The 12,993-nt window shown below is 54.2% G+C and carries 13 protein-coding genes and 1 riboswitch; of the genes, 6 read left to right on the top strand and 7 right to left on the bottom strand.

Annotated features, from left to right (window positions below; genetic code table 11):
* Positions 1-71 precede the first annotated feature (71 nt).
* Positions 72-287 carry a 30S ribosomal protein S18 gene (rpsR, locus tag H6G53_RS06470; protein WP_099532992.1) on the top strand — a complete coding sequence of 72 codons (216 nt, stop codon included), beginning with the start codon at positions 72-74 and terminating at the stop codon, positions 285-287.
* 141 nt (positions 288-428) lie between these two features.
* Here rpsR and H6G53_RS06465 read toward each other — a convergent pair whose 3' ends face one another.
* The 4 genes from H6G53_RS06465 to rlmN all read right to left on the bottom strand — a co-directional run bounded on the left by H6G53_RS06465 (position 429) and on the right by rlmN (position 4,983).
* On the bottom strand, positions 429-1,550 hold the full coding sequence (locus H6G53_RS06465) for a sirohydrochlorin chelatase (RefSeq protein ID WP_190531557.1): 1,122 nt from the start codon (positions 1,548-1,550) through the stop codon (positions 429-431).
* Positions 1,551-1,686: 136 nt separating this feature from the next.
* Positions 1,687-1,859: riboswitch (cobalamin riboswitch) on the bottom strand.
* Between the two features lie 4 nt (positions 1,860-1,863).
* Positions 1,864-2,562 (bottom strand): Uma2 family endonuclease, encoded by a 699-nt coding sequence (locus H6G53_RS06460; RefSeq protein WP_234406846.1) that lies wholly within the window; start codon positions 2,560-2,562, stop codon positions 1,864-1,866.
* Positions 2,559-3,788: a ribonuclease III gene (gene rnc / locus H6G53_RS06455; RefSeq protein ID WP_190531555.1), complete on the bottom strand. Its 1,230-nt coding sequence runs from the start codon at positions 3,786-3,788 to the stop codon at positions 2,559-2,561. The genes H6G53_RS06460 and rnc overlap by 4 nt, the downstream gene beginning before the upstream one ends.
* A 58-nt stretch (positions 3,789-3,846) precedes the next feature.
* Complete coding sequence (gene rlmN / locus H6G53_RS06450; RefSeq protein WP_190531553.1) at positions 3,847-4,983, bottom strand: 23S rRNA (adenine(2503)-C(2))-methyltransferase RlmN; 1,137 nt, start codon at positions 4,981-4,983, stop codon at positions 3,847-3,849.
* Between rlmN and H6G53_RS06445 the strand changes: the two genes are divergently transcribed.
* Both H6G53_RS06445 and H6G53_RS06440 read left to right on the top strand, forming a co-directional pair.
* A complete protein-coding gene (locus H6G53_RS06445; protein WP_190531552.1) occupies positions 4,982-5,143 on the top strand; it encodes a hypothetical protein in 162 nt (53 codons plus the stop codon). The two genes, rlmN and H6G53_RS06445, sit on opposite strands and share 2 nt — an antisense overlap.
* 61 nt (positions 5,144-5,204) lie before the next feature.
* Positions 5,205-7,295 (top strand): PAS domain S-box protein, encoded by a 2,091-nt coding sequence (locus tag H6G53_RS06440; RefSeq protein ID WP_190531550.1) that lies wholly within the window; start codon positions 5,205-5,207, stop codon positions 7,293-7,295.
* Between the two features lie 8 nt (positions 7,296-7,303).
* Here H6G53_RS06440 and H6G53_RS06435 read toward each other — a convergent pair whose 3' ends face one another.
* A complete protein-coding gene (locus H6G53_RS06435) occupies positions 7,304-7,993 on the bottom strand; it encodes a phosphoribosylanthranilate isomerase (protein ID WP_190531549.1) in 690 nt (229 codons plus the stop codon).
* Positions 7,994-8,503: 510 nt separating this feature from the next.
* On the opposite strand from H6G53_RS06435, the gene psaK reads away from it, so the two are divergent.
* Positions 8,504-8,779, top strand: coding sequence for a photosystem I reaction center subunit PsaK (psaK, locus tag H6G53_RS06430; protein WP_099533036.1), 276 nt, complete (start codon positions 8,504-8,506; stop codon positions 8,777-8,779).
* A gap of 108 nt (positions 8,780-8,887) precedes the next feature.
* Here the strand turns inward: psaK and H6G53_RS06425 are convergent, their stop codons facing one another.
* Entirely contained in the window at positions 8,888-9,271 is a 384-nt protein-coding gene (locus H6G53_RS06425; RefSeq protein ID WP_143472990.1) for a hypothetical protein, read from the bottom strand.
* Positions 9,272-9,401: 130 nt separating this feature from the next.
* Positions 9,402-9,770 carry a hypothetical protein gene (locus tag H6G53_RS06420; RefSeq protein WP_190531547.1) on the bottom strand — a complete coding sequence of 123 codons (369 nt, stop codon included), beginning with the start codon at positions 9,768-9,770 and terminating at the stop codon, positions 9,402-9,404.
* Between the two features lie 317 nt (positions 9,771-10,087).
* On the opposite strand from H6G53_RS06420, the gene ccsB reads away from it, so the two are divergent.
* Together ccsB and H6G53_RS06410 are read left to right on the top strand one after the other, a co-directional pair.
* Complete coding sequence (ccsB, locus tag H6G53_RS06415; RefSeq protein WP_099533000.1) at positions 10,088-11,098, top strand: c-type cytochrome biogenesis protein CcsB; 1,011 nt, start codon at positions 10,088-10,090, stop codon at positions 11,096-11,098.
* 23 nt (positions 11,099-11,121) lie between these two features.
* Complete coding sequence (locus tag H6G53_RS06410; protein ID WP_190531545.1) at positions 11,122-12,873, top strand: glycosyltransferase family 61 protein; 1,752 nt, start codon at positions 11,122-11,124, stop codon at positions 12,871-12,873.
* The last annotated feature ends 120 nt before the right edge of the window (positions 12,874-12,993 follow it).

The raw sequence follows: 12,993 nt of genomic DNA, 5'->3' as shown, positions 1-12,993 counted from the left end.
GTGCGATCGGCTGTTTCCAAGCCGAGCCGCCCGCTTTTCCTGAATCACCCCTGAATCCTTAGCGAATCACCATGGCTTACTATCGTCGTCGCGTTTCTCCCCTCAAACCCGAAGAGCCGATCGACTACAAAGACGTTGACCTGCTGCGTCGCTTCATCACCGAGCGCGGCAAAATCCTGCCCCGTCGTGTAACCGGTCTGACGGCCAAGCAACAACGCGATTTGGCTGTAGCCATCAAGCGCGCCCGCATCCTAGCCCTGCTGCCATTCATCAACAAAGAAGCCTAGATCTCCGTTTGGCATTTGGTTTTTAAGCCTTTGGGTTTTTCTAAACCTTTTGCCTAGAAACGCTGTATTTAAGGTGTTTAAAAGGGGCGATCGACTAGTTCGATCGCCCCTTTGCCGTATCCAAAATCCGTGAACCCAATCCTAGGGAACCCGCCAAGCCTTTTCGTGATAGTCGTTTTGGGTGGCGTAGGGGTCGGGTGCGTCGTGGCTGTGTCCATGCCCATGACTATGATCATGGCCGTGGCTATGCCCATGGCTGTGGCCGTGATCATGACTATGCCCATGGCTGTGGGCATGATGCCCGTGATCGTGACTATGGCCGTGATCGTGGTGATGATGTCCGCTCGCCATCGCGTCCGGGGCGATCGCCTCGCCATCATCCTGACCCAAGCCCAACAGATTGCGGCTGACGGCCCGGCGGAACTTGCATAGCTCGCAGTTCATGGCCACCTGACCAGCGATCGCCTCCTGTTCCCGCTCCTTCACCAACTCAAACAAGACGGGATCTAAGCCAATTTCCGGCAGGGATTGGATTTGCACATCGGGGCGATCGAGCCGCGCTTGGTCGGAATAGCCGTGAATCCGCTTCATCAGTGCCCCCGTGAACAGGAAGTGCGGCAACACCACCACCCGTTTGGGGTTCCAAGTCCAAGCCCGTTCCCAACCCGCATCCAAACGCGGATGGGTGATGCCACTAAAACACAGCTCCAATCCCTTGAAGCCGCTGCCTTCCCAGAGCACCCGCGCCAACTTATAAGCATCGCCATTGGCATCGGGATCCGAAGCGCCACGACCCACGAACAGCAACACTGATTCATCGCGGGGGATTTCACTTTGCCGATCGAGTTCATCCAAGCGCGATCGCCACAATTCCACCAGGCGATCGGCCACACCAAAATGGCGACCATAGTGGAACTTCAGCTCCGGATGGCGGGCCCGGGCGCGATCGAGTTCATTGGTCACATCAAACTTGTTGTGCCGCGCCGCAAACAGCAACACCGGCAGAGCGGTCATTTCCTGGTAGCCCATGGCCACCATTCGATCGACCCCTTCTTGAATCGACGGTTCCGTCAACTCCAAAAAACAAGGAACGACGGGCCGCGAGGTGTCATAGGCCGCAAAGGCTTCCACAAACTCCATGAAGGTGCGGCGGCCATCGTCGTCGCGCGTGCCGTGACCAATCAACAGCAGCGGAAACTTGTCAGGGGTAGACGGGGCGATCGCTTCAACGGACTCAGCGGACTTAACAGACACATTCAGCATGGATTTCAGTTCGCGCCCCGGTGCATCGCCGAGGGTCTAAGGGAATGGGTGATTTGAACTGACGGGGCGATCAGTTTCCGCGTTTTTAATGGCTCACAGCCGATCGAATGCCACTCGCACAGGACAGGGAAGCAGCGCGATCGCCCCAGCAGATTGGAGGCATTCCGACTCATGGTTTGCTCAGGGCTGGCTAAGCATATTTGTTGGCACAGCCCCACCAATCACGGCTGCGGCACAGTCGCGGAATTTCACCGCCATTTCCCACCAAGCTGCCGAAATACCTTAGCACCTTGCCCGGTCTGGTACATTGCCCCTACTGGGGATCGAGGCTGGTGGGGTTGGTGGAATTTGCCGCGATCGCCTGTTGAAATTCTTGCAGTAACCAGCGGGTGACTTGGCCGTGATTGGTGGTGCGGCTGCGATGAAAAGCCTCTTGCAACAGCGTCAAATCCAAACCGGGCAACACGCGCGATCGGGTAATGCGTTCACTTCCCTTTCCGATCATGCTGAAGGCCAACAGCCGCACGTTTTGCACGTCCACCACCCAATATTCTTGAACGCCGATTTCTTCATAAATCAGCCGTTTTTCGCCCAAATCATCCCCCAAGGAGCTGTAGGCCACTTCGATCGCCAAATCTGGAGCGGGATAGCGATCTAAATCGACAATTGTTTCATCCCAAGGAATTAAATTAGCCCGATCGCCCACATGAAACGAGGCATCGGGCTGCACTTCCAATTCGCCCGATCGGCGATAGGTGCAATTGTCGTGGCCATCCAAATCCAGACCCAGCAGGCTGCTGTAGAGGGCAATCGCTGCCAACAGAATGTAGTGATCCCGAGCGTGGGGATTCCCGATCGCTGCCATCTCCAATAACATCCTGCCTTGGTAGTAATAGCCTTTGGGCGATCGACTGGATTCTTGCTCGGCCAGGGCGATCGTGGCCAGGTAAGTTTCCCAGCTTGTGGGCTGCCAATGGGCGATCGGCTCAGTATTTGGAACGATGGCAATCACGGGCGATCGACCTCAACCCCTTCCGCTTTCAGCATAGCTAAAGTTGCGATCGCCGCTTGGGTTTCTGCCGCTTTGATCGTGTCACCAATGCCTTGACCGTAGGGGAAATGAGCAATTTGGACGAGCACTGTCCAGGGTGGGCCTTGTGGAGATCGACAATAGACTAACTCATCAACCGAACCGAATATTGCTGAATTTCCTGGCTGTTGTAGAAATTCCTGAAGAGCATTTTTAGGATGTCGGGCTGTTGCGCCTTCGTAACCCAGTTTATCGATCACTTGATCAAGCTTTGGCCAGAAGAATGCCTGAACTGCTGCCAAACCAGAATCAAGATAGTAGGCTCCGATTAATGCTTCAAAGGCATTAGCAAGAACCGAGTTCTTTTGACTGATCTTCTGATCACGCTTAAGCCCATTTCCCAGCCTCAGACAATCACTCAAATTAAGCTGACTGGCAAAGAACTCAAGTTGTGTATTCTCTACAATTCGAGACTTGATCTGAGTTAGTTCCCCTTCAGTGAGGTATGGGTGTTTATTGTGGATATACTCAGCCACCACCAACCCCAAAACGGAATCGCCTAAAAACTCCAGCCGTTCATTGTCATCACCACTGCTTGGGTGTTCATTCTTATAAGACCTATGGGTCAAAGCCTGGTTCAGGAGGCTGCGATTCTGGAACGGAATTTGAGAAATGAGGCGATCGCACTGCTCTTGAAACTGTCGGTCTGCTTGCGTGTTAGGGTTTCGTCCCCATTGCTGCGCTTGGTTTTGATGACTCAAGGCTAGCAATGCTTCATTTTGCTGGGTTACTACCTCTTCCAATAGAGGCGAGCCGATGGCCTGTAGTAACCGACGAATGCTATCGAGCGATCGATAAACATCTGCCGTGGGAAATTCCGATTCATGGGCCCACTGGTTACGAATTTCCTGAAGTTCATTCACTAGAACTTTGTCGCTTTTGCTTAATCGGTCTTTAAAGACCTTGGTGTAATTTTTATCTAGAATTGTTAGTAAATTAGCTACATCTTCACTGATGATTTTGATAGGAGAATAGTTTTTTAGAATTGGTTGGGCTGTTCGCTGCTTAGGCAAAGACTGTAGAGAATTTTTGGCCCAATCATCACCATACCCTGCCTGCATGGCTTCTTGAATGAAAGGAAACAATCCCTGGCGCAGAAGTTCTAGACCACGGGTGATCGTTTCCTTTCCCCAGTTTTGGTTTGACATGATGTGAATTCACAATGACTAGTTTCATGGTAGTCAGCAATTCACATTTCGTGGGAACCTAGCGGCGACGATCGCCCCCAAAGCGGCCGATTTTGCCGGTGGTTTTGCCCAGGTTGGCGCGGAGTTGGCCACAGGCTGCGTCCGACTCCAGGCCCCGGGTGCGGCGAACACTGACGGCGACGCGGCGATCGTCCAGGGTTTGCATGAAGTCCCGCACGCGCATCGGGTCGGAGCGCTGGTAGTCCACCTCCGCGATCGGGTTGTAGGGAATTAGGTTGACGTGGGCTTGGAACCCGCGCAACAACTCCGCTAGCTCGGCGGCACAGTCGCGGCTGTCGTTGACCCCTGCCAACAGGATGTATTCAAAAGTGACGCGGCGGCTGGTTTCGGCGGCATAGTCGCGGCAGTCTTCGATCAGCTCTTCAATCGGGTATTGGGCGGCACTGGGGACGATCGATTCACGAATTTCCTGGTTGGGCGCGTGGAGGCTGACGGCCAAGGTGGCTTGCAGCCGTTCGTTGGCGAGCTGCCGAATTCGGCCGGGAATGCCCACGGTGGAAATGGTGATGTAGCGCTTGCCGATGCCGATGTCTTGGTTGAGCGATCGCGTTGCACTCAGCACAGCGGCGGGGTTATGCAGCGGTTCACCCATGCCCATGAACACCACATTGCTGACCCGGCGATCGAAGTCTTCTTGGACGGTCAGCACTTGATCCAAAATTTCCGATCGCGACAGGTTCCGCACAAAGCCGCCCTTGCCCGTGGCGCAAAAATCGCAAGCCATGGCGCAGCCCACTTGGGATGAGACGCAAACCGTCAGCCGATCGCGGGTGGGAATGCCCACGGTTTCCACGATTTGCCCGTCGGTCATTTTCAGCAGGAATTTCACGGTTCCGTCATGGCTTTCGGAGCGGTGGTGCAGCTCCGATCGACCGATCGGGATGTCGGCGGCCGCTTCTCGCCAGTTTTTGGGGAAGACGGTGATATCCATCAGCGATCGGGCCCCGCGTTCGTAGATCCATTGGTGCAACTGCTTGGCGCGGTAAGCGGGCTGGCCCTGGTCTTTCACCCATTGGGTCAGTTCCGTGAGGGAGCCGCCCAACAGCGGCGGCAGGGGCTGACGATCGGGGCGGGACTGCAAAATCTGCGAATCGGTTTGGGCGGCGGTGTTCAGGGCGATCGGGGCGGGAGCCATGGTCAAGTCTCAGGACAAAGGGCCGAACAAACTCCCATGCGCCGTCGCCACCGGCCAAGCGGGCGATCGGGGATGGGGGTTTGGAAATTGGGCGGATCAACGGCGGGCGATCGTGAAGCGATTCAGTAGCCGATTAGGGGTCGATCGAAGCCTGTATTAGCTTAGATCGTAGCGACTCTGATCGATGATTGCCCCGTTGTTTGTTTCTTCCCCGTCTCTCCATGACCCTCGAAGCCGAAAACGCCCGCCTCCAGCAGCGCGTGCATGAGCTGGAACAACAACTGGCCCAATGGCGCGATCGCCCAACCGCCGGGCCGCCGCCCAAGCCCTACGGCATCAACCTGGATCGGACGCAGGAACCCACAGAAGTGGATCCCTTTAACTCCGAGGGGCTGTTTCGGGCCTATGTGGAAACCGCCAATGACATGGTGTATGCGGTGGATCTGCTGGGGCGACTGGTGTTTATTAATCCCTACGGAGAGCGGCTGTTGGGGATTGAACCGGGCGAATGGCGCGGCCGCCCCTACATGGACTTTGTGGCTCCGGCTTTTCAGGAACCCACGGGCCAGGCCTTTGCCAACCTGTTGCACACGGGCGAACTGATGGATTTTGAGTTTGCGCTGCTCGATCGCGCCGGTCGAGAAATTCACATGCAGGTGAATGGGCGTTTGCTCTATGCGGGGGGAGAGTTGATTGGTGGCTTGGGCATTGCGCGGGACATCACCGATCGCAAGCAGGCAGAACAGCAGGTGCAGATGTTTGTGCGGGCCCTGGAATCAACCCACGACAGCACCGCGATCGCGGACTTGCAGGGGGGCTTAATCTATGCGAACCCAGCGACCGATCGGGTTTTTGGTTGGATCACGGGGCCCAACCGCCCCCAAAATGCAGCAGCTTTTTATCCAGAAGCGGGCACAAAACAAGTGCATTGGCTGGTGCAACAGGCGATCGACGGCGGTTGGAGCGGGGAAGTCATTTGCCAGCGCCAAGGGGGCGATCGGTTCCCTGCGTTGGTCTCGGTGGGGCCCGTGCCCGACGAGCAGGGCCGTCCCGTGGCCTTTTCGATCGTTACCCGCGACATCAGTGATCAAAAACAAACCCAAGCGGAGTTGGCGGCCAAAAACTTGGAGTTGGAGCGGGCCAGCCAATTGAAATCCGCCTTTTTGGCCAACATGTCCCATGAGTTGCGCACACCGCTGACGGCTATTTTGGGCTTTTCTTCCCTGCTGAAGCAGCAACTCTATGGGCCCCTGAACGAAAAACAGATGGTTTATATCGAGCAAATTCGCAAGAGTGGTGATCACCTGCTCAGTTTGATTAATGACGTGTTGGATCTGTCCAAAATTGAGGCGGGCCAAATTGAGCTAGCGATCGAGGCGATCGATGTGCCCACCCTCTGCGATTCGGCGTTGGCCCTGGTCAGTCAACAGGCGGCCGATCGGGATATTCGGATTCGCAAACGAATTCCCAAGCGCTTACAACCCCTGATGGCCGACGAGGTGCGTGTGCGCCAAATGCTGTTGAACCTGCTCAGTAATGCGGTCAAGTTTTCCCATGAGGGAGGCGAAATTGGCCTTGAGGCGATCGAGCGAGGCGGCTACGTGCATTTTTGCGTGTGGGATCACGGGATCGGAATTCCCGAAGAAGCCCGCGCCGTCATGTTCCAGCCCTTTCATCAACTGGATAATTCCCTCTCCCGTCGGCACCAGGGCACGGGGTTGGGCCTGTCCCTCACCCGACAGTTAGCGGAATTGCACGGCGGCTCCGTGGACTTTGAATCCAAGCTGGGCCAAGGCAGCACCTTCATGATTCGGTTGCCCTTAACCTTTGTGCCTCCCGGTCGATCGCCCGCACCGGCCATTCAACCCGGCGCATCGGCGGCGCGCGTGATGGCGGCGGAACAGGCCCGGCCACCGCAAATTTTGGTTGTTGAAGACGATTCGACCAATGCCAAGTTGCTGCAAGACCTGTTGAGCAGTTGGGGTTGTGGCGTGGCGATCGCCCCAGACGGTTGGCGGGCGATCGACTGGCTAGACAGTCACCCGGTGGATTTGGTATTGCTGGATATCCAACTACCGGATATGGACGGGCTGGCGGTCTTGCAGCAAATCCGCAGTGATGAACGTTGGCAGGATTTACCCGTGGTGGCGGCCACGGCCCTGGCCATGGAGCACGATCGCCAGCGCTGTTTAGCCGCCGGGATGCAGGGCTATCTCAGCAAGCCGCTGGATCATCAAGCCTTGCGGGCGATCGTGGCCGAGTTCACCGGCTATCATCCTGTTGGCCCAGCCAGTGACGACGGTAGCGATTAGCCCAACCCTTAAGACTCCAAGGGGCGATCGGTGACCGGCGCGGCCAAGGGCAACCGTTGGCGCAACACCCGAAACAACCGAGCCACCTGCTCCATGTCTTTATCAGCGGGCCCCCGCTCCACCCCGCTCGACAGATCAATCCCGATCGGGGCAGCCATGGCCAGGGTGTCGATCGCCTGGAGCACGTTATCGGGGGTAATGCCACCCGCCAAAAACCAAGGCAGGGGCGATCGCCAAGCTTGTAACCGCTGCCAATCGAGGGTGTGGCCCGTGCCGCCCAAGGCCTCAGGCCGGTAAGCATCCAACAACAGAGCATCCACCGCCGTTGCGTAGGATTCTGCTAAATCAAGGGTTTCCGCCGATCGCACCCGCAGCGCTTTCCAAAGGGTTTGATGGGGCAAGCGCGATCGCACCGCTTCACAAAACTCCGGGGACTCATCCCCATGCAGTTGCACGATCGTCAGGTTGCCTGTGGTCACGGTTGCGGCGATCGTGTCTAGATCCGTGTTCGCAAAGATGCCCACCCGCTCCACTGCACAGCCCGCCGCCACCAGCCGATCGCTTACCAAGCGCATTTGCGCCGGACTGACATAGCGCGGCGAAGCGGGCACAGCAATCAACCCGATCGCCCAAGCACCTAAACGGGCGATCGCCACCGCTTGGTCAGGATCCTTCAGTCCGCAAATTTTGACGAGCATCAGCAAAAATTCCGAAAAATTCCAAGCCTGAGCGTTGTGATCGGGCTTTGTTGTCCAAAAACCCTAAGGTTGGCAATGTTGAGTACTGTTAAAGTCTACCGAAATTTCTGTTAAGTCTTAATAACAGGGCTGTCTACCCCTGAGATCGGGTTTCTATAATTTGGCCGGTTTCCGCTGCGGGGAGTCAGCAGGCTGCAATGGTTCACTCATGGCAATTTGAGCTAGTCATAAGCTATCCATGAGCCGTCAATGACCGATCAAAATGACCGATCAATGGGTCATGAATTTGGGTCATGAATTTGAGTCATAAATTTGCACCAATCATTAGCCCCATTTTTGATCCAACCAGCAGTTCCCAGCAGCCCGATTCCTTCACAACCTGTTTACAATATCAATTTCCATTGGATTTTTAACGCTTTGCTCTTGGGCAATTTCTGTTAATTATCCTCAACAATTGATGGCTTTAGCAATTGATGGCTTTAGCATTCTGAATCCTTGGAGGAACGACCCTTGTTTAATCTATTCACGATTCAAAATCTTTTGGCCACCGCCACCACCACTGAATGGTCGCCCAATGTGGGGATCATCATGATCACTTGCAATGTGTTCGCGATCGTGATTGGTTACTACGCAATTCAAAAGCGCGGCGTTGGCCCCACTTTGCCCTTGCCTTTGCCTGCCATTTTCACCGGGTTTGGGATTCCGGAATTGTTGGCAACCGCGAGCTTTGGTCACCTGTTGGGAGCAGGGATGATTTTGGGTTTGGCTAACGCTGGTTTGCTGTAGGGTTTAGCTGCTCAACGTCGGCTTTAAAACCGCACGTTAGCATCACGCAAAAATTTCCACCCAATTTTCAGAACAAGGGGTTTAAAACCAAGATCTTAAGCCCCTTGTTTATCGACTAGACCGCCTGAGCGTACTAATTGATAGCACTAACAGAAAACCGTAAATTACAAGAAGGGGCAAAAAGGATTGCTCGATCGCACTCCAATGGGGCGGTTGATTTTGAGAGCTGATTTCGCCTAAATTTCCCCACCAAACCTGAGCCAGGCTATAGCATTGATTGCCTTGCTTGAAGCCATAGCAATTCCCCGGACTCACGATAATTGCCAAAATTTGGCTAACCAGAACCAAGACTAAAAACAATGGCTTGACCTGTAACCGATATCCACGATATCGACTGGTTAAGGTTGCCAGCCACAGAATTAAAAATCCATAGAATGGCAAGAGAAAAAATAGATAAACAATCCAAGCCAGCATGGTAAACGAGCTACCCATGAACAGGACAGTGCTCAAGAGTAAATAGCTCAGAAAACAGAACCAAAATTGCCGAAGCGAGAGCCAGGGCAGAGAAGGCGGAAAGGACATTCTAGTTACGAAGTTTTACTGAATTAGTCCCTGGCGGCCATCAGAAATTCTCATCCGTTTCGTCCGCCTCCAGATCAATAATCCAATCCTGAACGAGTTGGGCAAATTCCTCGATCGACAGGGTGCAACTTGGCGATTCGTCATCCACCGTGTCTTCAATCGTGGCGAGATCGCCCGACAGATTCAAACAATAGGCATTACCCAACCGCTCCCAACCGTCTAGTTCCCCCGTTCGCACCGCTTCTAGCTTTTCGAGCAATTCTGTCGCCGCTGCTTTCACCCGCTGAATATCCAGGGTTAAAAACGCGATCGCCCGCTTTTGGGCGGTCTGTTGCGCTTGGGGGGGCTGGGGTGGTTCCGGTTCGGGCATGTTAGACGGCTCGGGGCGATCGGGAAAAAAGGGGTTCATGGGTCGGAATGGCCTGACTGCTTGGGCGATCGGGAACAGCAATCAGGGGCTTGTTTGATAGTTTACCGGCCCCGATCGGCCAGGCCCCAAGATCCAGTTCGGCGGCGCAAAAGGTGATTGCCCCCCCAGACCAGACTTTCTGGCTCCCTAGTTCTCTAAAATTGATAGAGAAGAAAACACCGCGATCGAATCGTTTCCCCAACCCAACATCCCGCCACGGTCAACCGCCGTCGCTGCCGAAACTTGCACGGAATCGATCGGGAGTTGATAGGGTGGATGGTTGGGATTACTAGGGGCTTTTAAACCCGCCGTAAGCTATGGATTTGGTTGTACTGCAAACCTGGTTAGATAACGCATCGTTTGGCATCCTGCTGGTGACGATGCTGCTGTATTGGGTGGGGGCGGCGTTTCCCCAATGGATTCTGTTGGGATCCTTGGGCACGGCTGGCATGGCGATCGCCAACCTCTGCATGGCGGCATTGTTGGGCGCACGATGGATTGAGGCGGGCTATTTCCCCCTCAGCAATTTATATGAATCGCTGTTTTTCCTCGCTTGGGGAATCACGGCTGTCCATTTGTTGACCGAACGCAACAGCCGCAGCCGCTGGGTTGGAATTGTCACGGCTCCCGTGGCCATGGGGATTACGGCCTTTGCGGCCCTGTCCCTCCCGGACAGTATGCAGGCCGCCGAGCCGTTGGTTCCGGCCCTGAAGTCCAACTGGCTGATGATGCATGTGAGCGTGATGATGCTCAGCTATTCGGCCCTGATGGTGGGGTCGTTGCTGGCGATCGCCTTTTTGATTGTGACGAAGGGGCAGAATGTGACCCTGCGCGGTAGCTCCGTGGGCACGGGCAGTTTTCGGGATAAGGTGGCGCGGCTGGCGGTCAGCACGGCGGCCGTTGAAGCGCCGGCCGCCCTGTCGATCGGGGGGGAAGCCAGCGGGGTTGCCCTGCTCGATCGCCCCGCCACTGACAGCACCACCGCCCTGAACCTGTCGCCCCAACGGTTGACCCTGGCGGACACCCTGGATAACATCAGCTACCGGACGATCGGGCTGGGCTTTCCCCTGCTCACCATTGGCATCATTGCCGGTGGCGTGTGGGCCAACGAAGCTTGGGGATCCTACTGGAGCTGGGATCCTAAAGAAACCTGGGCTTTCATCACCTGGTTGGTGTTCGCTGCCTATCTCCACGCCCGCTTAACCAAGGGCTGGCAAGGCCGCAAACCGGCGATCCTGGCCGCCTTGGGCTTTGTGGTGGTTTGGGTTTGCTATTTGGGCGTGAACCTGCTGGGCAAGGGCCTGCATTCCTACGGCTGGTTTTTTTAAGGGTTAATCAACGGCTAGTTCCTGTGGCGGCATCAGACCTCACCCCAGACCTACAGCGGCTGCTCGATCGAGCGGCCGCTTGTCGTGAGCAGGGCAATTGGCCCGAGGCGATCGCGCTCGATCGACAGGCGATCCAGTTGGCTCCTGATTCCGCCCTGGCCTACGGTTCCCTAGCTCAGTCGCTGCGGGGAGCCGATCGCCGACCAGCGGCCGTCCAAGCCTGGAACCAAGCGATCGCCCAAGGATTGCCCCAGCCCTCCCAAACGGCGATCGCCCATTGGGAACTCGGCAAACTCCAATGGGAACTGGGAGAACATAATGGGGCGATCGCGCAGTTCCTCAATGCGATCGCGCTGAACCCCACCCTCATTTCCCTGCAAACCCTCGATGATCTGAGTCGTTGGCTGCGACGGCGCGATCGACCCACCGAAGCCACCGCCTTCGAGCAAGCTGCCTTGAAACGGCTCATTCCCGAAGTTCGCCAATTAATCCACCAGGGCAATGCAACCCTCGCAGCCCGCTGGTGTTTGCGGGTGTTACGTATTGCCCCAGACTCTCATGCACCTCATAATCTCCTTTTTGAGGCATTTACAGCCCTTGATCGACATGAAGAGGCTCGCAGTTGTCTCTATCGAAGTATCCCAGATGCGTTATTAGATGAATTTATTCCTGATCTACTATGCTCGATTGAACGTTTACCATTAATTGACAATACAGAAAACGGAATAGAACAGTTAGTAGAATGGCCAATTTCTGATTCCTCAGAGATACCCGAGCCGCAGCCGATTCTTGCAGATCATAATGTTACCACCTTTGCCCCGCTCGGCCCGCTTGGCCAATTTCCTCGCCACTGCTGGGCCATTGAGCAGGGGCGTGTTTGGGTAGATTCTTGCAATCGAGTATTCTGGAATCGAGATGGAGCGGTAATTGATGGTCTGTCAATTGGAGCAGAGCGCCTGATTACTACTTCCAATCAACTCTCGCATCCCCAATACATTGCAGGAACAGTAGCTGTCATTGCCAAGCAAAATACCAATAATTACTTTCACTGGGTTACTGAGTTCCTACCTCAAGTGATTGATCTTCTAGAATTCTCAAAATCCATAGGTCAAACAATCGATTACTGGTACTTTCATGGAGAGTCTTTGCCTTTTCAGATTCAAAGCTTAGAAGCGCTGGGAATCAGTGAGAAGAATTGTATTTCTAGCCAATTCATTAATCATTTGGCAGCCGACACAATTTTGACATTTAATTTTCTGGGCATCATTGAGTGCCATAGCCGGAGTCTTCACAAACTACGTGATTGGCTGTTACCTAGAAATAATTTGAATTCATATCCATCGAAACGTTTATATTTATCCCGTTCCCGTGCTCGACGAGTTTTAAATGAAAACGAGCTGTATCCAATCTTAGAGAAATTTAACTTTGAGTATGTTTCTGAGGGCTTGTCATTTACTGAACAAGTTGACCTCTTTTCGCAAGCAGAAGTTATCGCCGGCCCTCATGGAGCGGCTTTCACAAACATGATTTGGTGTCAAAAATCCGTGAAGATATTAGAATTTTTTGCTCCAAGCTATGTCAATCAATGCTACTGGCGCATGAGTCACCAATTAGGTTTTCAATATTATTACTTGCCAGGTAATACTGTTCTCAATAATTCTCATCCTTCTCTTAGTCAAATCAGCTTTTATCATAATCTAACTCTCTCACCACCAACTCTTGTTCAAGCACTGGAACGTTGCTTTAATTCGAATGAAAGCTACAATTGCACATAATTCATTTGAATCCTTTAAAATAAACCACCACACTTTGGATGCTGAGTTTCAACTTTCTAGGTTTAGGGTCTTAATCATGCATATAGCTGACTGATCAAGCTAGCTTGATCCAAACTCTCA

The sequence above is a fragment of the Limnothrix sp. FACHB-406 genome, from assembly GCF_014698235.1.
Taxonomy (GTDB): Bacteria; Cyanobacteriota; Cyanobacteriia; order CACIAM-69d; family CACIAM-69d; genus CACIAM-69d.
This window is presented reverse-complemented; position numbering and strand designations above follow the sequence as displayed.

Excerpts from the sequence above, each read along its gene's own strand:
- rpsR (WP_099532992.1), top strand. The coding sequence starts at position 72 with ATGGCTTACTATCGTCGTCGCGTTTCTCCCCTCAAACCCGAAGAGCCG.
- H6G53_RS06465 (WP_190531557.1), bottom strand. The coding sequence starts at position 1,550 with ATGCTGAATGTGTCTGTTAAGTCCGCTGAGTCCGTTGAAGCGATCGCC.
- rnc (WP_190531555.1), bottom strand. The coding sequence starts at position 3,788 with ATGTCAAACCAAAACTGGGGAAAGGAAACGATCACCCGTGGTCTAGAA.
- H6G53_RS06445 (WP_190531552.1), top strand. The coding sequence starts at position 4,982 with ATGGTCAAGTCTCAGGACAAAGGGCCGAACAAACTCCCATGCGCCGTC.
- rlmN (WP_190531553.1), bottom strand. The coding sequence starts at position 4,983 with ATGGCTCCCGCCCCGATCGCCCTGAACACCGCCGCCCAAACCGATTCG.
- H6G53_RS06440 (WP_190531550.1), top strand. The coding sequence starts at position 5,205 with ATGACCCTCGAAGCCGAAAACGCCCGCCTCCAGCAGCGCGTGCATGAG.
- H6G53_RS06435 (WP_190531549.1), bottom strand. The coding sequence starts at position 7,993 with ATGCTCGTCAAAATTTGCGGACTGAAGGATCCTGACCAAGCGGTGGCG.
- H6G53_RS06425 (WP_143472990.1), bottom strand. The coding sequence starts at position 9,271 with ATGGGTAGCTCGTTTACCATGCTGGCTTGGATTGTTTATCTATTTTTT.
- H6G53_RS06420 (WP_190531547.1), bottom strand. The coding sequence starts at position 9,770 with ATGAACCCCTTTTTTCCCGATCGCCCCGAGCCGTCTAACATGCCCGAA.
- ccsB (WP_099533000.1), top strand. The coding sequence starts at position 10,088 with ATGGATTTGGTTGTACTGCAAACCTGGTTAGATAACGCATCGTTTGGC.